General features: G+C 40.2%; 17 protein-coding genes, 1 pseudogene and 1 riboswitch. Of the genes and pseudogenes, 4 read left to right on the forward strand and 14 right to left on the reverse strand.

The window, feature by feature from the left end:
* Positions 1–542: 542 nt before the first annotated feature.
* The 3 genes from cydC to JOC34_RS13025 form a co-directional block, all read right to left on the reverse strand.
* A complete protein-coding gene (gene cydC, locus JOC34_RS13015; protein WP_205137217.1) occupies positions 543–2273 on the reverse strand; it encodes a thiol reductant ABC exporter subunit CydC in 1731 nt (576 codons plus the stop codon).
* Positions 2270–4003, reverse strand: a complete 1734-nt coding sequence (gene cydD, locus JOC34_RS13020; protein ID WP_205137218.1) for a thiol reductant ABC exporter subunit CydD — start codon at positions 4001–4003, stop codon at positions 2270–2272. Before cydD ends, cydC begins: the two co-directional genes overlap by 4 nt.
* 175 nt (positions 4004–4178) lie before the next feature.
* Positions 4179–4565: a hypothetical protein gene (locus JOC34_RS13025; protein ID WP_205137219.1), complete on the reverse strand. Its 387-nt coding sequence runs from the start codon at positions 4563–4565 to the stop codon at positions 4179–4181.
* Positions 4566–4724: 159 nt separating this feature from the next.
* Here JOC34_RS13025 and JOC34_RS13030 point away from each other — a divergent pair, with 159 nt between their 5' ends.
* From JOC34_RS13030 to JOC34_RS13040, 3 genes are all read left to right on the forward strand, one after another.
* A complete protein-coding gene (locus JOC34_RS13030; RefSeq protein ID WP_205137220.1) occupies positions 4725–5561 on the forward strand; it encodes a YitT family protein in 837 nt (278 codons plus the stop codon).
* Positions 5562–5882: 321 nt separating this feature from the next.
* Positions 5883–6701 (forward strand): gluconate 2-dehydrogenase subunit 3 family protein, encoded by an 819-nt coding sequence (locus JOC34_RS13035; protein WP_338062676.1) that lies wholly within the window; start codon positions 5883–5885, stop codon positions 6699–6701.
* A gap of 22 nt (positions 6702–6723) precedes the next feature.
* A complete protein-coding gene (locus tag JOC34_RS13040; protein WP_205137221.1) occupies positions 6724–8466 on the forward strand; it encodes a GMC family oxidoreductase in 1743 nt (580 codons plus the stop codon).
* 79 nt (positions 8467–8545) lie between these two features.
* Here the strand turns inward: JOC34_RS13040 and JOC34_RS13045 are convergent, their stop codons facing one another.
* Entirely contained in the window at positions 8546–9913 is a 1368-nt protein-coding gene (locus JOC34_RS13045) for an FAD-binding oxidoreductase (protein WP_205137222.1), read from the reverse strand.
* A gap of 794 nt (positions 9914–10707) precedes the next feature.
* Positions 10708–10809, forward strand: a riboswitch (SAM riboswitch).
* 112 nt (positions 10810–10921) lie between these two features.
* On the opposite strand from JOC34_RS13045, the gene JOC34_RS13050 reads away from it, so the two are divergent.
* On the forward strand, positions 10922–11971 hold the full coding sequence (locus JOC34_RS13050) for a homocysteine S-methyltransferase family protein (RefSeq protein WP_205137223.1): 1050 nt from the start codon (positions 10922–10924) through the stop codon (positions 11969–11971).
* A 91-nt stretch (positions 11972–12062) separates the two neighbouring features.
* Here the strand turns inward: JOC34_RS13050 and JOC34_RS13055 are convergent, their stop codons facing one another.
* The 10 genes and pseudogenes from JOC34_RS13055 to JOC34_RS13100 form a co-directional block, all read right to left on the reverse strand.
* Entirely contained in the window at positions 12063–12278 is a 216-nt protein-coding gene (locus JOC34_RS13055) for a YdbC family protein (protein WP_205137224.1), read from the reverse strand.
* 32 nt (positions 12279–12310) lie between these two features.
* A complete protein-coding gene (locus JOC34_RS13060) occupies positions 12311–13558 on the reverse strand; it encodes a glutamate-5-semialdehyde dehydrogenase (protein WP_205137399.1) in 1248 nt (415 codons plus the stop codon).
* Between the two features lie 43 nt (positions 13559–13601).
* Positions 13602–14390: pseudogene (proB, locus tag JOC34_RS13065) on the reverse strand (glutamate 5-kinase); the annotation flags it as partial.
* A gap of 367 nt (positions 14391–14757) precedes the next feature.
* Positions 14758–15711: a TRM11 family SAM-dependent methyltransferase gene (locus JOC34_RS13070; RefSeq protein WP_205137226.1), complete on the reverse strand. Its 954-nt coding sequence runs from the start codon at positions 15709–15711 to the stop codon at positions 14758–14760.
* Between the two features lie 126 nt (positions 15712–15837).
* Entirely contained in the window at positions 15838–16893 is a 1056-nt protein-coding gene (locus tag JOC34_RS13075) for a YkvI family membrane protein (RefSeq protein WP_205137227.1), read from the reverse strand.
* 310 nt (positions 16894–17203) lie between these two features.
* Positions 17204–18280 carry an o-succinylbenzoate synthase gene (gene menC / locus JOC34_RS13080; RefSeq protein WP_239544408.1) on the reverse strand — a complete coding sequence of 359 codons (1077 nt, stop codon included), beginning with the start codon at positions 18278–18280 and terminating at the stop codon, positions 17204–17206.
* 66 nt (positions 18281–18346) lie between these two features.
* Positions 18347–19138: a GNAT family N-acetyltransferase gene (locus JOC34_RS13085; RefSeq protein ID WP_205137228.1), complete on the reverse strand. Its 792-nt coding sequence runs from the start codon at positions 19136–19138 to the stop codon at positions 18347–18349.
* On the reverse strand, positions 19138–19338 hold the full coding sequence (locus tag JOC34_RS13090; protein WP_205137229.1) for a hypothetical protein: 201 nt from the start codon (positions 19336–19338) through the stop codon (positions 19138–19140). The genes JOC34_RS13085 and JOC34_RS13090 overlap by 1 nt, the downstream gene beginning before the upstream one ends.
* A gap of 12 nt (positions 19339–19350) precedes the next feature.
* Positions 19351–20193 (reverse strand): MurR/RpiR family transcriptional regulator, encoded by an 843-nt coding sequence (locus JOC34_RS13095; protein ID WP_205137230.1) that lies wholly within the window; start codon positions 20191–20193, stop codon positions 19351–19353.
* A 512-nt stretch (positions 20194–20705) separates the two neighbouring features.
* Entirely contained in the window at positions 20706–21149 is a 444-nt protein-coding gene (locus tag JOC34_RS13100) for a hypothetical protein (RefSeq protein ID WP_205137231.1), read from the reverse strand.
* Between the last annotated feature and the right edge of the window lie 3 nt (positions 21150–21152).

Consider the following 21152-nt stretch of genomic DNA (forward strand, 5'->3'; position numbering starts at 1 on the left):
GGAATACACTCGCTTTCCGCGGGCGGCTGATGAGCCTCCTTGAGCTACGCTCTGCGGGGTCTCATCAAGGCCTTTTATCCCGCTGGAGTCTCGCGTATTCCATTTGCTAAGATGTTTTTTTATTTTCAGTGGTTTGCTTTACTTTTGATGTCGACATCTCAACTTATTCTAAGTCCGAAGTATACACAAACAGTTATCATTCATTAATTCGGAGCACTACATCGTTGATTGGAACGGAAGGCGGCGACTCCGGCGGGAATAGCATGAGCCTTGAGACCCCACAGTGAGCGAAGCGAACGAGGAGGCTCAAGCCATGCCCGCGGAAAGCGTCCGCCTGCAGTGGAAATCAACGGTATTAGCACACATCCAAATAGTTCGGATTTACACACAGATTTCAAGTGACGAAGTTGACTCAATATTTCACCGTAAAGAACTTCGGATATTTTCCACTAGTACGTCCTGTACGTCAGAGGCTCATGGGTCTCCTGCGTGTATTCGTGCAGTGGGCTGAATGACACAATCTATGTGAAAACAGCCTTCTTTTAAGACATAAATACACTTTGTTCGATTTGTTTCAATTCGTAGAAGTATCCTTGTTTATCCATCAGTACGCTGTAGGTTCCTGCTTCAACAATACTTCCTTCTTCCATCACGATGATTTGATCCATCTTCTCCATACCTGTCAGACGGTGGCTCACAAGTACGAGTGTATCGTCTTCCGCTTGGTCGAATAGATGACGGTAAATATGGTCTTCCGTTAATGCGTCAACAGATGAGGTTGGTTCATCCAAAATCCATAGTGGCGCATCTTTTAACATGACTCGTGCAATTGCTAAGCGCTGTTTTTCACCGCCAGACAAATTCTCACCTTTTTCCAACACCTGATCAGATAATGATAGGTATTCCAGTTGTACCTTATTAAGTACCGCTTCCAGTTCATCATCACTTGCTGTGTCTTTCGCAAGCTGCAAATTTTCACGTAAGCTGCCATAGAAAAAGTGGTTTTTCTGTAAAACAACGTTCGCTTTTTCCCAAATGCTTTCCTGTGGGATGTGATTCATTGCAATGTCACCCATTCGTATTTCTCCCTGATCAACAACACTAATCTTTAATAACAGCTGTAGAAGCGTTGATTTTCCGGAACCGCTCGGACCGACAATTGCTGTTTTTGAGCCTGCCGGAAGGGATAAAGAAACATTTTTAATCGTTTGCCTTATTTCTTCCGGAAAAGAAAAGGAAACATCCGTCATTTTTATTGCAGGCGCCTGACCAACTGCTACCCATTCCTGCATGTCATCAACCGTCTCGTCTACTGCATCTTCATCTTTACCGACAACGGAAAAGAGTCGATTTGCTGCCTGCCGACTATCCTGCAAATGGATCGGAAATGCAGCCATTGGCGTGGCATTTTCAAACACAGTCAATGAAATCATTAGAAACATGGCCAAGAAAATCCCATCCATTTGGCCATCTGCAACTAAATAAGCACCAACACCGAGCACCGACCATGAAACAATCAAGGAAACCATTAAGTTAGCGGATTGGCTAAAAATATGATGGACTCCCTCCTGTTGCTGTTCCTCGATATAAGCTTGGGAAACCTGTTTCAGCTGTGCCTCTTTGTCTTCTAGCTGCTGGTATATTTTCAAATCACGATATCCGTACAGAAACTCTGTCACTTCTGTAGATAAATTCCCACGTCTTTCCCGTACTTTTCGATCCACTTTCCCCTGCTTTAACGCGAAGAAAGCTGGCACGATAAAGGTCGTTAACAAAAGACCTGCCAATAAAATGAACGCAACGTGAACAGAGTAAACCGATGTAAATAATATCGTACTTAAGAATACCATGATCAACACGATTGGCGGATAGAAAACACGTAAGAAGAAATTTTGTAGTGTCTCTACATCACCAACAATCCGGGCTAGTAGATCTCCACTCCGGAACTTTTGAAAAATCCCTGGAGCTAATGGTTCCAGTTTTTCAAAAAAGGAAACGCGTAAATTACTTAACATCGTAAAGGTTGCCCGATGGGAAAAATATCGTTCCCCGTACCTACTAAATGCCCGGATGAATCCCAACATTTTCACAGACGCTGTAAGTATGATCAAAGCATATAGTGGCGGAGCCAAGGCAGCTTTTGAAATTAAATAGCCACTGGCCGCAAATAGACCAACAGCTGCTATTCCGGTCACAAACCCGAAAATAATCGACAGTAAAATGTCCTTTTTCTCCATCACAGTGAGTTTAACAACAAGTGCTAAATCCTTCATTGCGTATGTCCTCCTTGCTGTACAGTTACCATATCTCGATATGCGGCTACATCATTCATTAACGCCTCATGGGTTCCCACCGCATGCAATTTCCCAGCCTGCAGGAAATAAATGTTGTCCGCATTGGCAATGGTATGGAGACGATGTGCAACTGTAATGACGGTTGATGCTTCACCAAGTTCCTTAATCGAACGTTGTAAAATACGTTCCGTCTGTAGATCAAGACCAGTTGTCGGTTCATCAAACACAATAATGGAGGGCTTTTTCAAAAAGGCCCTTGCAATCGCTACACGCTGTTTTTCTCCACCGGAAAGGCCCCTGCCCGCTTCACCAATAGCTGTATCATAGCCATTTTCAAGAGAACGAATCAGTTTAGCGATCCCCGCTTTCTCTGCTGCTTGCTCGATTTCTTCTCTCGATGCCGCCTGTGTCGCCCCAATTGCAATATTGTCCGCTATCGTTCCCGAAAACAAATACGGATCCTGAGAAATATAACTTAATTGATCAAACCAATCTCTCTCACTAAATGACGAACGAGATTTACCATTAATTAAAATTTCACCATCAGAAAGGGGGACAAGCCCAGCAATGACATGCAGCAAAGTTGTTTTGCCAGCACCGCTTTTTCCCACAATCGCAATTTGTTCATAGGGACGGATTTCCGCACTGATATTGGTTAATGCAAAGGCATCCTCCCCATATGAAAACCCTGCTGCTTTCAGTTCAAGCTGTGGCGGATTTCCCTGTGTATTTAAACTGGCTTCTCCCCACGAAACATCCTGTTCACTTTCAGCTAATTCATCTTGAATTTTCTGCGCTGCTCCCATACTGCCTCTCCCTGTATGAAATGCATTACCTAATTCTTTCAGCGCCACATAAAATTCAGGCGCCAATATGAGCATGAAAAAAGCGGTGAAAAATGAAATATTTTGAAAGACAATTAATCTAAGTGATAATTCAAGCGCGATCAATCCAATACTGAGCATCGATATAAGCTCCATCATCAATGTGGAGACAAACGCAACTTTTAAAACTTCCATCGTTGCATCACGGAAATCCAAACTACTTTTACGAATTGCTTCTTTTTGACGATTTGCTTTACCAAATAGCTTCAAGGTTGTCAGCCCTTGTAATGTATCGAGGAAACGTCCGGAAAAAGCGGCCATTTTATCTAGTTGTTCTTCCGACTTCTCTTTTGTTTTCCCGCCAACAATAATCATAAATATAGGAATAAATGGTGCTGTTACTAGAATAATCAATCCTGTATACATATGCTGCGTAAATGCAGTAATCAAAATAATAATCGGAATGATCGACGTTTGGATTAATTGCGGGATATAACTGCTGAAATAACTATCAATTTCATCTACCGCATCCATCATCACACTTACCTTCTGCCCGGACTGTCCCTTAATAGATGCCTGGACAGGATTACTTGAAAATTTATTTAAAAGGGATTGACGTAAATCACCCTTTACTTTTGAAGCCATTTTGACACCGGTCCGTCCACTTAAATAATTGAAAGTAGCTCTTGCAATAAGGACTACCAACAATCCAATCAAGGCTGGTACAACCTCCTGAAAAGATTGTTTCTGCAAAAAGACTCGATCAACAATTGTAACAATAAAGTAAGCCTGCCCGATAATAGCTAATCCTGAAAAAAGCGCATAAATAACTAGTTGGATCATTCTATTTTTCTGCGCAAACGCCATTTCCTTTAATTGAGCCAATGCTGTATGCCTCCCGTAAAATATCTAACTTATGTGAAGCTCTTCACTTAAATATACATGATGGAGGTTATACAGTAAACGAATAGCTTCGCAGTTAACACAACTGTCATTTTTGTCGTTATATTTCTGAAAATGGGCAGCCCTATTGGCCTGCCCATTTTCTTATCAACAAGTGTCACTTCTTCCGCACGTTCATGAGGATATACACAATAATTGCCACAACGGCATATGCCATGAAGAACACCAGAAATCCCCATAATCCGGCCACTGCGTCGGCAAATTCCATATTTCCACGATTGGTAATAGCCTGTTGTAATTCAATAGCAAATACCAATACCACCATAACTGTAAACGTATAAATAAATGATATTACCGCAATACTCCATTTTAATTTTGCAACCAGCTTAAAACAAAAATAAACAATGAAAAAGGTAATAATGCCAATGATTCCGATCACCCAAAAGTGAAGTTGCTTATCATTCAGGTGCATGCCAAACACATCATTTATCCTATCATGAATATTATTTACAATCTCCGCTAAAAGAATAATAGCTTCCTTCATCATATCCCCCCTTATATGTATCACATTCCCTATTTTACTATAATTATAGGATTGCCGCGGGTAATATTTTTTCCAACAAAGTATAGACAGCTTTGTACATGCCTTCGTGGGATTTGATATACTGTAAAAAGTACACTAGGGAGAGAGGAGCCACGATCAATGAATAAAACAACAAAAGAAATCTTACTTATTATTATTGGATCACTTATATTTGCAATCGGGATTAATTATTTTGCAATACCAAACCGCTTATCTGAAGGTGGCGTCATCGGGATCACCGTTGTAGCGTATTATTTATTCGGCTGGTCCCCGGGGCTCGTTAACCTTGTCCTCAACATGGCGCTACTTGCCGTCGGTTATAAACTATTTGATAAGCGGGTGACTTGGTATACGGTCATTGCTATTGTCTTTTCATCGCTATTCTTGCATTTTACTGCCGGATTATACGATGAATTAAATGGTGATACACTACTCGCAGCACTATTTGCAGGCTTGTTTGTTGGCGTTGGGCTCGGCATTATCTTTCGTGCTGGCGGGACATCCGGTGGCTCCGCAATTATTGCCCGGTTGGCAAATCAATACTGGGGCTTAGGTATTGGCAAAGCCATGCTAATCATTGATATTGTCGTTATCCTCGGATCCGTATTCATTATTGGACAGGAAAAAGCAATGTACACGTTAGTTTCCGTTTATATCGGTGCCAAACTGATCGACTTTGTTGTTGAAGGGGTAAGTGAACGCATAGCTGTGATGATTATATCCAGTAAACCCCAAGAAGTATTAGACCAGGTAACCAATAGTATGTCGCGTGGACTAACCGTTTTAGATGGACGGGGCGGCTATACCGGGGAAAGCAAAGAAGTATTATACATTGTCATTAACAATCAGGAAATCGTTAAGCTGAAAAAAATTCTTGAAGAAGTCGATTCCAATGCGTATGTAACGGTCCATAATGTGCAGGAGCTTGTAAGAAGCGGGTATAAGAGCGGCAAATAAAAAGTAAGAAAAGGCCTCCAAGGAGTAAACCTTTTCTTACTTTTTTGTTTGCACATTTTCTTTTATCAACTATTAAAAGATGCTCCTGTCTTTCATCTCCCTCCATATGTTCCACCAGAATTGTTACTGATATAACCTTCTTCATCCACCTTTTACCTTTTATGAATAATCAAGGATTAATTGGCTATTACTATAAAGTGAAACCATTTAGTGGGCATTTTATTTTACCCTATTGAAAATCAATTTGGCGTGTGCAGATAGCTACATATTGCTTACAACATATATGAATAAATACATGAATACCTAAGGAGGTTATGGCAAGTGACTAAGAAACATTCGGATGATGATGGACACAAAAAGAATACTTCGACGGAGGATTCAAAACCTCTCCAAGACCCTAGCCGACGCAAATTTGTCAAAAATACTGGGATGATCGCTGGAGGTGTTGTCGGCGGTTCATTACTTGGTGGATTATTAACGAATGAATTCAAATCTAAATCGAACGAAAACCCATCCAACCAGGAGCATAACGAAAGATTTCAGGAAGCAAGACAGTTTTTTTCGCGTTACGAGGATTTCCTTGTTTTAGCGGCCGCTACTGAACGTATATTTCCTAAAGATGATAATGGGCCCGGTGCAATTGAACTTGGCGTTCCTTACTTTATTGATAAGCAGCTTGCTGGTCGTTGGGGGATAAACGGCAGAGATTATCGCCACGCTCCTTTTATGCAACAGAGTTCAAAGAAAGTCGATAATTCGAATGCGCAAGTCGAACAATTAATTCTCAATAGAGGAGAAATTTTTATCCAAGGGTTACGGAAAATGAATCAACTCAGTGAGAATCGATTCAAAACTACATTCGATAAAGCTGATGAGGATCAGCAAATAGAAATATTGAAAGACTTTGATGACGGTAAAGTAAAAATGAACGGTGTACCTTCTAAAAGCTTCTTCATCCTGCTTCGTCAATCAACATTGGAAGGCGCCTATGCAGATCCTTTATATGGTGGCAATAAAAACATGGAAGGTTGGAAGATGAAAAACTTCCCCGGGGCTCAGGCTTCTTATGCGAATGTAGTTGAAGAGGATGACTTCGTTAAAATGGAGCCAATGAGCTTGAATGATTATCAACAACATTAATCCGATGACAGGAGGTAAATAAATGGTAAAGAAACTTGATAAAGTAGATGTCGTCACTGTTGGATCTGGTTGGTCTGGTGGCATTGTAGCAGCGGAACTAAGCAAAAAGGGATACCAAGTCCTTGTACTAGAAAGAGGTCAATATAAAAAACAGGAGGATTTTGTAGGTACCAAGGATGAACTCCGCTTTTCCTTGCGTTATGATTTGATGCAAGACTTAAGCAAGGATACCATTACATCTAGAAATTATATGGATGAAAAGGCCTTGCCCGTGCGCAACAATGACCAAGCAAGACTTGGCTCCAATACTGGTGGCGCCGGCGTTCACTGGAATGGCATCAGCTTTCGGTGGTTGCCCTATGATTTTGAAATTTACAGTAAAACTGTTGAACGCTATGGGAAGGAGAAAATTCCAGATGAAGTAACCATTCAAGATTGGGGCATTACATACGACGAATTGGAACCTTACTATGATCGTTTTGAAAAAACTGCTGGTATATCCGGTGAGGAAAATCCAATAGGTCCCAAGCGTTCAGATAAATATCCAACTCCTCCGATGAAAGATACAACAGCGATTCGTTTATTTAAGAAGGCAACAAAAGAACTTGGTTACCACCCTTACCATATGCCGTCTGCCAACGTTACAGAAACATATGAAAATCCCGACGGGGAAACGATAAATGCATGTATGTATTGCGCCTTTTGCGAAGAATACGGATGTGACTTTGGTGCCAAGGCCGACCCAATTATTACTGTTTTAGCTACTGCGGAAAAAACAGGCAACTATGAGATTCGAAATGAAGCTACAGTTGTCCGCGTGCTGCATGATGGTAATCGAGCCACCGGTGTCGTTTATGTAGACACGAATACCGGAGAGGAATATGAGCAGCCTGCAGATCTTGTTGTGCTCGCTGGATTCGTCTTCACAAATACAAGATTATTGCTTCTTTCCAAAATTGGCCGTCCCTATGATCCTACGACTGGAAAAGGTGTAATCGGCAAAAATTTTACCGGCCATTTCAGCAACCTCTCTACTTACGTAGGCGCTCGCGGTTACTTTGAAGACAAGAAATTCAATACCTTCATGGGTACAGGAGCACTGGGAGCAACGATTGATGATTTCAGCGGGGATAATATGGATCACACGGATTTGGATTTCCTTCATGGTTTTGAGGTGCACTACAGTCAATTGGGAGCCAGACCGATCGCTAACAATCAGGTTCCAGAAGGGACACCTACCTGGGGAAAAGAATTTAAGGAAAAATCCCTGCACTACACATACCGGAATCTATTTATAACACCGCAGTCAGGATACACGCCAAAGAAACATAACTATATGGATCTTGACCCAACTTACAAAGACTTCTTAGGCAATCCGCTCCTACGCGTCACTTGTAAATATACCGATCAGGACCGTAATTTAAGTCGTAAAGGGATTTCAATCTGCAAGGAGATTATGGAAAAAATGGGTGCGGATATTGTTGATACGGATGAAATATCTGATGATGTGGAATTCAATCATGCCTATTATACCGATCACTTCCTAGGTGGCGTGATCATGGGAAGCGATCCAGAAACTTCTGCTGTGAATACTTATTCCCAAATGTGGGATATGGAAAACTTATTTGTCGTAGGAGGCTCCTCTTTTCCGCACAACAGTAATTACAATCCAACTGGAACCATTGGAGCATTTGCCTATCGTGCAGCAGATGGAATGATAAAATACCTCGATAATGGAGGCGGATTGGTGGAAAAGGGTAAATAAAATCAAAAACATAGAACAACAGGGGGAAGCGGTCTGTACCACTTCCCCCTGTTGTTTTCACATATCATGCCCACTATCTTTAATCTAAATCGATTACTTTCCCAGGATTTAACAAATCCTTTGGATCCAGCGCCGTTTTAATCTTACGCATCACATTTAGTGCCGCTCCGTGTTCTCTTTCCTGATATTTTTGTTTTCCTACACCTACCCCATGCTCACCAGTACATGTACCACCCCTGATAAGTGCATAATCCACGATTCGCTCATTGACTTCATTAGCCTTTTCAATATCTGTTGGATCGTTGACATTAATCATTAATAAAATATGATAATTACCATCCCCAACATGACCGACAATGCCGCCCACAAGTCCAGATGCTTCAATCGCTTCTCTTGCATCTTTAATCGCACCTGCCATTTCAGATATAGGTAGACAAACATCTGTAACCATTTGCTTTTTACCCGGGTTTCCATGGATATACGCATAGGCTGCATTATGACGCGCTTCCCATAAACGATTTCTTGCTGCAGTATCTGTTTCGAAAGACAGTTCCTGGCAATGATAATCGTTTACAATTTCACGAGTAAAATCAACATCCTGCTGTAAACCTGCTTCATTTCCATGAAACTCGAGAAACAATGTGGGGACTTCTTTGTAATCTGTTTCACTATACAAATTAATTTGCTTCATCGAATGTTCATCAACCAGTTCTACTCTTGCAACTGGAATACCAGCCTGCAAAATACCTATGACTGCATCCACCGCGTCATGTACCGTATTAAATGCCGCTCTTCCTGCAGCCGTATGTTCCGGAATACCATACACCTTGAGGGTCAACTCTGTAAAACATCCAAGTGTTCCTTCAGAACCAACAAAAATACCATTCAAATGATAACCGGAGGAAGATTTTGCAGCTAAATTTCCTGTATGAATAATCGTCCCATCCGCTAACACAACTTCTAAGTCGCGGACATTATCGCGCATGATACCGTATTTTACAGAAGTTGTTCCACTTGCATTTGTTGCTGCCATTCCCCCAAGCGTAGCGTCTGCACCGGGATCAACGGAGAAAAACAAACCATGTTTTTTCAACTCTTTATCAAGTTGTGTCCGGGTCACCCCAGGCTGAACCGTAACAAGGAAATCTTCTGCCTTCACTTCTAAAACCTTATTCATCAGGGAGAAATCTATCATAATACCTTGCTCATAAGGAATCATATTCCCTTCCAGACTGGAGCCTAATCCAAATGGAACGACAGGCGTTTGATACGTGTTCGCCAGTTTAATCACTTCACTGACCTCTTCCGCATTTTCCGGAAACACAACAACATCCGGTAAATGGGGCGTATGATAGGATTCATCTCTACTGTGTTGCGCGAGCACCGTTTCGTTCTTCGTTACACGTTCTGGTGTAAGTACCTGTTGTAGTTCTTCAAAAAGTTCCATATGTAAAACATCTCCTTTTTTATTATTTCACCATGAATACCCTTACATACACCTCTGCTGAATCCCATAAAAAGCTGTTTTCGTATACTTTATTACTATTGATATAAACTGCACTGTAATAGTTGATTTCCGCTCCGGTCAGTCGCTTTCCGCGGGCAACGCTTCAACTTCCTCGGAAGCAAAACCCACTTCCTGCGGGATTTTCAGCTGGGACTGCGCTAACTCGTCCCACCATAAAGACTTGTTGCTTATCCCGCTGGAGTCGACTGCCCGCCGCTACGGTAAGCATTCCTAAACTGCAATAAAGCAATTGATAACACATTGCTATAGTAACAGCGTAGGAAATACACGAAGACTCCTGTGGGAACAGCGAAGACGATGAGACCCCACAACGTTCTTTGCGAGGCAGACTAAGTACGCCACGTCCTATGGCAACGTCTGCACTAGCACTTCCTGTGCGTCGAAGGCTCAGCGCGAGCCCGCGGAAAGCGAAGTGGATTTCCGAAGCGGTAAGACAAGAAACCCAATTTGGTCGCAAGTTATACCTGTTTTAAATATTTATTACTAAAAAAAAGCAACAATTTTTCGATAGGACGAACCCAGGGTGTAGTCCCAATCTTTTAGGAAACAGCTTCATATCTTGAGTAATATCCTACTTTTTATTTTATCATAAAATCTTAATAGTCGCATTCGCTTTACTTTTGGAAAGTATTCAATTATTACTTGACATTATTCAACAACACATATATGCTATGAACAATATAAAGTTCAGAAATAAAAATTAAATATGTAATTTCTTATCCAGAGAGGTGGAGGGACTGGCCCTTAGATACCTCGGCAACAGACTGATCACAGTACTGTGCCAATTCCAGAAGCGTAAAGCTTGCAGATAAGAAGAGCATTAGCCTTGGTGCCAAAACCTCTTCTTATTAAAAGAAGGGGTTTTTATTATTATAGGGGATATTATTAAACCCCAGCACAACATATTTCAAGAGGAGGAATATAGAAATGAAGCGGACTTTAGCAGAACGTTTACAGGATGGACCAGTAATCGCGGGAGAAGGGTATTTGTTTGAATTAGAACGAAGAGGTTATTTACAAGCAGGTTCATTTGTACCGGAAGTGGCACTTGATAATCCCGAAGCATTGAAGGAAACATACAGGGATTATATGAAAGCAGGTTCGGATGTGGTGCTTGCCTTTACATATAATGCCCATAGAGAGAAAATGCGTATTATCGGTAAGGAAGCATTGTTAGAGCCACTGAATAGAAATGCCATTCGCTTGGCAAAAGAAGTAGCCAAAGAGCATCCAACAGAGGAGGCATTGGTAGCTGGTAATATTTCCAATACAAATCTTTTTGACCCGGAAGATGCTGCATCAAAGGAGAAAGTAAGGACCATGTTTGCTGAAATGGTGAAATGGTGTAAAGAAGAAGAAGTCGATTATATAAACGGTGAGACATTTTATTACCATGAAGAGGCTGTCATCGCATTGGAAGAAATTCTCAAACAGGATTTACCTGCAGTTATTACATTAGGTCTGATGGGAGAAAACATTTTAAGAGATGGTTATACCGTTGATGAATCTTGTAAAATACTATCTGAAAAAGGTGCGCTTGTTGTTGGCATGAACTGTTTCCGCGGACCCGCAACAATGCAGCCCTATATCGAGGACATTCGGAAAAATGTGGATGGCTATGTAGGTGCGTTACCTATTCCTTACCGTACATCAGAGGAGAATCCAACATTTTTCAACTTACCTGATGGTGGATGCAGCTGTCATTTACCAACAGAAACTACTTTCCCAACTGCGCTGGATCCACTGTATCATAACCGCTATGAGTTAGCAGAATGGGCAAAAGAAGCAAGCGCAATCGGCGTAAATTATATCGGACTATGCTGTGGTGCTTCACCTGCTATGCTTCGCGCTGTAGCGGAAGCAGTGGGAGTCGAAGCAATTAATTCGAAATATTCCCCTGATATGGAGAAACATTTCTTATTCGGAAAAGATGAAACACTAAAAGCGCACAATTTGGACTACCGGACGAAGGCTTAATCAAGGACTGTTTTATCGCAGCTTTGGCGAGGCATAATAAAAACAAGGAAACTTTAGATGCAACGCTTCGATCTAAAGTTTCCTTGTTTTCCTATATTTCCTGTAGCTTTGTCTTTAATTCTTGCAGTTCCTCTTTCGTTAAGGTGACACCTTTACCCATTTTAGCTTTATCTGGCGCCCAGTCCCTTAGATCATATTTTGGGTCCCTACCATTCCAGCTCACGAGGTTAAGCTCCTTTGTCCAACCCTTTGGCGATTCTGACAAGACTGCAACTGTTTCAATGATCTCATACTTCAGCTCTGCCATCATATACCTCCTTAACGGGGACTGTCCCCTTGCTAATCTCGTGTTTGTCCATCACCTTGAATGATAATTTTACTGGAGGTTAGTGCTTGTAATCCCATTGGACCTCTTGCATGAAGCTTCTGTGTGCTAATGCCAATTTCAGCACCATAACCGAATTCAAACCCGTCCGTGAACCTCGTGGAAGCATTATGATAAACCGCTGCTGCATCAACTTTTTGCAAGAATGCTGCTGCGTGTGCATCATCCCTCGTAATAATAGCTTCAGAATGCTTCGTACCATATTGATTGATGTGCCCAATGGCTTCTTCCACGTTTCCAACTACTTTTATCCTGATAGACAATCCGAGAAACTCATTATACCAATCTTCTTCTGTCGTTGCATTTACTTCGGGAAAAGATGCACAAACTTTTTCATCACCATAAATCGCCACACTGTTTTCCTTTAACTTTTCGAGTAACTGCGCGCCATATTGGTTAAACCATTTTTCATGAATGAGCACCGCTTCAATTGCATTACAAACAGATGGACGCTGCATTTTCGCATTTAGCACAATCTCCTCAGCCATTGTTTGTTCCGCTGTTTCATCAATATAAACATGACAATTCCCTGCCCCTGTTTCAATTACAGGTACCGTGGATTCACAAATAACCGTATCAATTAATTTCTTTCCACCTCTAGGTATAAGTACATCCAGATAATCATTCAGTTTAAATAGTTCTTTTGCAGTCTCTCTGCTTGTATCTTCAATTAATTGAACAGTATCAACTGGTAACGCACTTTTGCCCAGTGCATGATGAATCGATTGGACAAGTGCCATATTAGAACACTTAGCAGAAGAACTTCCTCTTAAAATAACCGCATTTCCGGTTTTCAAATTAAGTGTCGCCGCGTCAATCGTTACATTTGGTCTTGCTTCATAAATCATACCGATTACACCGATGGCAACACGTTTCTTTTGAATGAGTAAACCGTTGTCTTTTTCAATTTTCTCAAGTACTTCGCCAATTGGATCTTTCATGTCAACAAGCAAACCAATTGCTTGTGCCATATCGTTTATCCTAGTTTCCGTTAACAAAATTCGATCAAGCATAGCATCCGTAAGCCCATTTTCTTTTCCAGCTTGAATATCCTTTGCGTTTTCCTCTAAAATAACAGCCTGATCTTTCAGCAATTGTTCTGCAATCAAGCCCAATGCTTTGTTTTTCTGCCCTGTTGTTACCCCAGCTAGTAAATAACTGGCCGTTTTTGCCGCCTGTCCTTTTGCCTTTACTTCACTCATCATCACTTTATCCATGATCTGTCCTCCCTTTTTATTCACATGCATGAATATATTCAATCGATCGGTTAGAAATGTAGGTTCCATCACCCTCACCTTGTAAAATCTTCACTAATTTTCCTTTACCGCTACCAATACCGATAAAAATAGGTACACCAAGTGACGTTGCAGTTTTAGCAGCTTGTAATTTTGATTTCATACCGCCTGTTCCGAATTTGGAGCCTGATCCATCTGCAGCCTCCATCAATTCATCGGTAATTTCCTCCAAATAATCATACCTTTTTGCAAAATCATTCGTTTTTGGATTTTTATCATAAAGTCCATTAATATCTGTTAAAATAATCAGTTGATCCGCATGAACAAACCCACTAACTAATGCGGACAGCATGTCATTATCACCAAAGGTCAGTTCATTGATCGCAACCGTGTCATTTTCATTAATAATCGGCAAAATTCCGCAATCCAATAGCTCTGTAATCGTTGAAAAGGCATTTCGAAAACGCTCCCGATTAGAAAAGTCATCCCTTGTTAATAACAATTGTGCCGGCGTAATATTTAATTCTCGTAATTTCTCAAGATAGCACTGAATTAATAGACTTTGCCCGACAGCAGCTGCTGCCTGCTTCCTCTTTACTGTATTTGGTATAGAAGTGTAGCCTAAACTGGTGAATCCCGCCGCAACTGCACCGGAAGAAACCAGTATCACTTCATAATCTGCATATCGAAGCGTAGCAAGTGCATGAATATGATCATCTAAACGCTCATGATCAATTTCACCTTTCGCATTCGTTAGAGAACTACTACCAATTTTAACAACGATGCGCTTTTTCCCCATTCTGACATGCTCCTTTTATGAATTTATATGCATTAAAGTTTATTATTATACATAAAAATGTATATTTATTCTTATTATTCTCATCTAACTACCTTATGAAAGATTTGCTCATACCGTGTATTTGCATTCTTAATTTCACTGATAGGGATGTATAACATTTATAGGATATCAGTATAAGTACAACGAAGGCTTTCGCCATGAGTACTTGGCGATAAACCAAGTTTTCTAACATTTGTATGTATTTCATTCATTATGCATAAAATATTCCGAAATGTCAACTGAATTATTAATTTTATCACTGCGGCATTACTAAACACCCCGTATCTTATCTAAAATGAATTCGAGGTGCGTTAGTCACTTATCCTTGTTATTCACATACAAGTATTTGCCTGGAAAATGTCCCTTTTCTTGTTTCACAACGATCTTTTATTTGAAACCCTGCGTCCTGTATCATTTCATCGATGGTATCAATGGTTACCACAACTACTTTATCTGCGATTCGGCGCGCATGTTTTAAAATAGACAGCTGCGCTTCCGGCGAAGTATGTGTATAAACATTATATGGCAAATCAATAATTGCTACATTATAATGGGTTGTAATATCAGCGATTGCACCTTGACTTACATCCCCTTCATAGCCAAAGTGAGCGATGTTTTTCCTTGATCCGCTTGTCACTAATGGATTGATATCACGCCCAACAATATCAATATTCATGGACAATGCCTCCACAAGCACATTTCCAATCCCGCAGCATGGATCAATTGCTGAAATTCCAACAGGATTTGGTACTGCAATATTCGATATAGCCCTTGCCACCCGTGTGCTGAGTGCTGTGGAATAGCTGTGTGGTTTTTTTTGGTGAAGAAGCCAAATTGCTTCATTTTTAACAAGCCTGCCAAAATACAAGTGATCGTGTAAGCGAATCATACCAAAATCATAATCCGGTTGATGTAAATCAAATTCTCCGGGGATTTCCCAGCCAATATCCCGCTCCATTTTCATGCGGGCCCCATAGTTTAATTTTTTTTCGTCTTCTAAACCTTTAAAATTAACATATGTCACCTTGAATGTGGATGTACCAAGCTGAATTTGTTTTACCTGTGCTAAAATTTCATCCAAATTTGCACCATCATACATTACTTCAATTCGTTCCTTCATAAAAGGGCTTCTGCTTGGATCGATCCCTATGTCGCTCTCAATAAATTTCTTTTTTGAATCAAATCCAAAAAATGCGCGCATCTCAAGAAAGCATAAATCCTGCTCCTCTTCTGTATATGCGTACGTATATATAAACGCAGGTGCCTGTAGATCATTCGTCAAATTTCGTCCCATCCTTTTTCATCACTGTCAATAGCCGTCCCATTATAGGTAACGGCTATCATTAGTATAGATGCTTATCACCATTTCAGCAATTTTATCTATCAATAATTCACGATAAATTCCTCGTCAATCAAGTACCTTTTTCCTAGTCTTTATCCAGAAAACCAATACGGCTAGGATCAGAACAAAGCCTAAATAACCTGTAATTGGATAAACAGATCCTACCAATGTAATGAACCCTACAAAACTAGCTCCAAAGGCGAGCAAGCCAATGATCACCACACTGATTTTAAACCTTGGTGTCTCCGGCTGAACAAAACGAACCGTGAAGGCATATAACATGCCTACCGCCGTATTGAAAATCATCCCAAGCAGCGCTATCGACATGAGGAACCCCATCACTGGTGATACTTCAGTAGCCAAAAGCAATGTTGGCATCTCCGCGCCCTGGATCTTATCTGCATTCATAAATAATCCTAAATTAATGAGGAAAAGCAACAGACCAAGCCCAATACCACCTAATAAACCACCGCGACTGGCAATTTTCTCATTTTTTACCGTACCGCCAATAACTGCTAACATAGAAATACCTGCTACAATGTTATAAGATACATATAACAGCCCACCCACAAGCCAATTGGGAGCACCTGATGGTTGTGTCATAGCGATCGTTTCCAGTTCTCCCAGGTTCGCACTACTTGTAAATATAGAATAACCGGTAATGATAAAAATCAATACAAGCAGCAATGGTGTAATCATACTAATAATTGAAATGACATTTTTCACATTTAAACACAGTGTTGCAATCACCAATAGGCTAAGAAAGAGAGCTCCAATCATTGGCGATATGTTAAATTGCTGCTGAAAAATGGAGCCACTTCCTGCGATCATCACTACAGATACACCAAACAGGAAAAAGGTCACTAAAATGTCTACTACTAAACCGATATACTTGCCACATATCTTATAGATAACTTCTTTATGTGAGGTTGTTTTTAAACGGGAGCCCAGTTGCATGATTTGCATACCTAAGAAGGCAAATAAAAATGTTGCTATACCTGTTCCGATGATACTGTACCAACCAAAGCTCGTGAAGAATTGGAGCACTTCCTGTCCAGATGCAAAACCTGCTCCAACAATTAGCCCAATATATGCACCTGCAATTTGCAAAACTTTCTTCATACTTGCTCCCCATTTCAATTAAATCAAATATTAAGATTATTTATGTAAAAAAGAGGGAATATTTATCCGAGGCCACTGAAAAAGTGGTAGATTTTCAAAAATCTTGTCTTTTCGCCTTAATCTAGCATCTCGAATATACGGAGACTCCTGCGGGAAGTAAGAGATCGACGAGACCCCACAGGACGTTAGTCCGAGAAGGCTCGACACTCGCCCGCGGAAAGCGCAGTATATTCGAAGATGCGATGGTAGATCCACATATTATAGTGCTATATTTAACTTTTTCAGTGGCCTCATTTATCCCTCACGTCTTTTAAAATTCAAACACTTTCTCTGACACGGTGAATGCTTTTAGTGCGTCCCTATCAATGTCATAACCGATCCCCGGTTTATTAGGAACTTTAATGATCCCATTATCGACTGTGACCTCAGGTGTAATGATATCTTTTTCCCAATACCTTGAAGAACCTGCCGTATCACCAGGTAATGTAAACCCGGACAATGTTGTTAAGGCAATATTATGCGAGCGCCCAACACCTGCTTCAAGCATGCCGCCACACCAAACCTCTATCCCCCGCTCCAGGCAGTAATCATGAATGCGTTTCGCCTCCGTAAGCCCACCAACTCGGCCGATTTTTATGTTAATGATTTTACAGCTGCCCAATTGGATCGCTTTTCGTGTATCTTCAAGGGAATGAATGCTTTCATCCAAACAGATCGGTGTTTTCATCACAGCTTGAAGTTTAGCATGATCAACAATATCATCATGTCCCAATGGCTGCTCAATCATCGTCAGGTTCAGATCGTCCAATTGTTTCAAGTGCTCGATATCTGCTAACGTATACGCTGAGTTTGCATCAGCCATGATTGGTGTGTCTGGAAACTGTTCACGAACTGCACGTAAAACATCCACATCCCAGCCAGGTTTAACCTTTATTTTAATACGCTTATATCCTTCCTTGATATAGTGTTCAACCGTATTTAACAAGTCTTTTACTGTCGGCTGAATGCCAATACTAATGCCAACATCAATTTCTTTCTTTTTCCCGCCAAGTGCCGCTGCCAGGGAGATATTCTTTCTTTTTGCATAAAGATCCCAAATTGCACCCTCTAAAGCTGATTTAGCCATATTGTTTCGCTTAATTGGTTCAAAAAGTTTTGACACATCGTCCGGATGATTCACTTCATTTTCTTGTAAAATTTTTATTAAAAAGTCTTCCATGACATGTAAGTTTGTTTTCACTGTTTCTTCACTATACCATGGACTTGTGAAGGCAACCGACTCTCCAAATCCGCTGTTTCCATCGGTATCAATCGCTTCTATTATATAAAATTCCTTATCTTGCATCGTACCAAAACTGGTTGTAAATGGATCTTTTAACCGCATCATTAATTTTCGTAATTTAATTTGTTTGATTGGAATCCCCAAACTCAAAACCTCCACTTTTTACAATTTTCATTTCGTAAACACATAGTAATTTACTTTCCCGGTATGACCCCGGATAAGATCGCTTGCCTGATAACCATTATCAAAAAGGGTGTGAAATACCTTTTGCGTTTCCATTCGCCACTTTTTAGCTAATTTAAAATCCATTTGTTTTATTTCCTGGAAATTAACTGGTATTGCCATGAACAAATAATCCATTGTTTGTTTCATCTTGGAATGAAAGACATCTGTAATCAACGGATAGCCTTCCGGTGTTATATCCAGTAGTAATTTTGCTTTATCAAAAGGGAAGTTGCTTTCTTTATTATTTTTACTTAGATTCCATTTAATATGAATTCGATCTGTTGGTAATCCTTGATTCAATTCATCCTTCATGACCCCATAATAATTCTCTTTATAAATGGCTCCAGAAGCTCCTAATTTGTGCAAATTCAGATAGGCATTTCTGCTCTCCAACGGATCAAACGTCCAGGTAATCATTTGATAGCCCTTATCACGTGCAATTTCCGCTTGTTTTAACTTCATCTTTACACCAAGTCCACTCGTTCGATAAGCTGGTAAGATTCCGAGCATATGGGAGCACAGATAGGCAGATCGTCCATCAAAACCGGGAAAGCTATATAAAAAACCAATCATTTCATCATCCACAAACGCACCCAAAATAATACCACCATTATTTAAAGCTGTGAATGTTTGATGTACTGGTGTAGCCGGCATTTGCCAGACTTTCGTTTCAACTTCCTGCATCCGCAACAATTCTTCCATTGTGGTAAGCGAACGAATCATTACATGCTCTGTCATCAGGCTTTCCCCTCTCTTTCGTAAAATGCAGCGGTTCTTTGTAATGCACTCGTCACTATTTCAATTGCTTTATGCTGTTCGAATAATGATTGAATATATGCTGTTGTCTTCTGTCCTTCCCAGCTTATTTTGGGATGACTATGTAAATGATTAAAAACCGTTTTAAGGTAAGGTGTTAGTTTTTCAATAGTAGTTTTCATAATAAACCCCTCCTATGCAAAAAAATCCTGCCCTTTAATGGAATCAAACAACGCCGCCCGCTTTTGAAATTGATCTGGCTTTTTCAATGTGATAGCAGAGACAATACTGTTTGCCAGCGACAATACAGCAGGTGCTATATCGAGTGTCGATTTCACCTGTAATTGTACCGGTAAAACAAGGCTCGCATTGGCAGTGATCGGAGAAATTGGGGAATCAGTAAAAGCAATTACGAAAGCTCCCTGCTGTTTAGCAAGCTTTGCAACATGAATCGGATCCACCGCATATCGGTGAAATGAAAAAGCAATAAACACGCTTTTCTCTGTCAATTCACTGATCCGTAATAATACATCATCGACATTCGGCTGATATAGACGTGTATTTCCTAATACAATGTCCAATGAAAAGGCGAACCAGCTTGCTAACGCATGGGAGGATCTAACCCCTGAGATTAGCACGTGATCTGCGGCAGCTATTTTTGTAACGGCAGTTTCCAGGTGCGCTTCCGGTATTTGCTGCATTACTTTTTGTATTGCTTGTAAATCGTTTCCCATCAAGCCTTTAATTGGCTCTGTTGTTTTCTGATCAACTGATTTCGTTTCCGCATAATCGGATAAGCTGCTTTTCTGAAACAGATATTGCTGTACCTCTTCCTGTAGTGCGCTATATCCCTTGTAACCAAGTTTTTGACAAAAACGAATCACGGTCGTTTCGCTGACACCCATTATTTTCCCAGCTTCAGCAGCGGAATGAACAGCAAATATTTTCGGCTCCTCATATACATATGAGGAAATCTTCTGTAAATTATTCGTAAAAGTTGATTGCATATCGTTTATCCGTTCATAAATATGCTTCATACCGATCCCTCACAATAAATTAAAGCATTTGCTTCACAAGTTATGTATTTAAAAAGCAAAAGCTTTATAATTTCCATTTATCCTATCATATTTGTTTTTATTTGGCAATGTTGAATAATGATAAACTGCTATGAAGCGTAAATTTATTAACCACTATCCTCTGTTGTTTTAGGGGAATCACCCTTATCCTGCATAGAGCCAAAACTAGTTGTAAATGAATTTTTTTATCGCATCTTTAGTATACGTAATTTTATTCGTTTGATTGGAACTGTCATATTAAATGACCTCCCTTTTTCTTTAGTTGAAATGTAAAACCAGTAAGATTAACATAAAAATGCCTCCCCCATCCGTAAAATCTTTGTTTACGGATGGGAGAGGCAACTGAAGACATCATCTGGAATTGGCTTATCTAAATACTTCGTTATCTACGGTTCTTTATCGCTTGAAATACATCCATATTGTCGTCTCCAATAGATTCTTTTTCGTTCAATTACAGCAAATCGTGTTGCTATTTAATATACCAATTCAATTCTAATTTCCTTACTTAAATAATCGCTATCCTTCGATGGTTTTTCATGGACAACCCAATTTTGTGACAACATTTGTTTAAGTTTAAATAATTGTGATGCGTCAAGCCGTAAGCCTGCAATACCTTTATCTATCAGTCGATAATCTTGTTCTTCGACTTTATTAAATTTCAATTGTAACAACCGCTGTACCCCTTTGAAAGTAACAAATTTCACTTCATATCCATTTAAAACAATCGATTTAAATGCATCCTTGTTCTGGTTAGCAAGTTTAACAAGGTCATTAAAATCAAAATTAGCATTCAACGCCTTCCACTGACTAACGTTTCTCTGCTCAATTTGAGTAAGTATTTCTTTATTTGACACACCATTACTTCGAATTGTTTCAAGCATATAAGCTTCCATTAATGAAATTTTTTTTATCGCCATTCA

The sequence above is a fragment of the Virgibacillus halotolerans genome (genome assembly GCF_016908515.1).
In the GTDB taxonomy this organism is placed as follows: Bacteria; Bacillota; Bacilli; order Bacillales; family Amphibacillaceae; genus Virgibacillus_M; species Virgibacillus_M halotolerans.

Excerpts from the sequence above, each read along its gene's own strand:
- JOC34_RS13040 (WP_205137221.1), top strand. The coding sequence starts at position 6,724 with ATGGTAAAGAAACTTGATAAAGTAGATGTCGTCACTGTTGGATCTGGT.
- JOC34_RS13090 (WP_205137229.1), bottom strand. The coding sequence starts at position 19,338 with ATGAAAACTACTATTGAAAAACTAACACCTTACCTTAAAACGGTTTTT.
- JOC34_RS13085 (WP_205137228.1), bottom strand. The coding sequence starts at position 19,138 with ATGACAGAGCATGTAATGATTCGTTCGCTTACCACAATGGAAGAATTG.
- JOC34_RS13030 (WP_205137220.1), top strand. The coding sequence starts at position 4,725 with ATGAATAAAACAACAAAAGAAATCTTACTTATTATTATTGGATCACTT.
- JOC34_RS13060 (WP_205137399.1), bottom strand. The coding sequence starts at position 13,558 with ATGAGTGAAGTAAAGGCAAAAGGACAGGCGGCAAAAACGGCCAGTTAT.
- cydC (WP_205137217.1), bottom strand. The coding sequence starts at position 2,273 with ATGAAGGATTTAGCACTTGTTGTTAAACTCACTGTGATGGAGAAAAAG.
- JOC34_RS13050 (WP_205137223.1), top strand. The coding sequence starts at position 10,922 with ATGAAGCGGACTTTAGCAGAACGTTTACAGGATGGACCAGTAATCGCG.
- menC (WP_239544408.1), bottom strand. The coding sequence starts at position 18,280 with ATGATGCGGTTAAAAGATCCATTTACAACCAGTTTTGGTACGATGCAA.
- JOC34_RS13095 (WP_205137230.1), bottom strand. The coding sequence starts at position 20,193 with ATGAAGCATATTTATGAACGGATAAACGATATGCAATCAACTTTTACG.
- JOC34_RS13045 (WP_205137222.1), bottom strand. The coding sequence starts at position 9,913 with ATGGAACTTTTTGAAGAACTACAACAGGTACTTACACCAGAACGTGTA.
- JOC34_RS13025 (WP_205137219.1), bottom strand. The coding sequence starts at position 4,565 with ATGAAGGAAGCTATTATTCTTTTAGCGGAGATTGTAAATAATATTCAT.
- JOC34_RS13055 (WP_205137224.1), bottom strand. The coding sequence starts at position 12,278 with ATGGCAGAGCTGAAGTATGAGATCATTGAAACAGTTGCAGTCTTGTCA.
- JOC34_RS13100 (WP_205137231.1), bottom strand. The coding sequence starts at position 21,149 with ATGGCGATAAAAAAAATTTCATTAATGGAAGCTTATATGCTTGAAACA.
- JOC34_RS13075 (WP_205137227.1), bottom strand. The coding sequence starts at position 16,893 with ATGAAGAAAGTTTTGCAAATTGCAGGTGCATATATTGGGCTAATTGTT.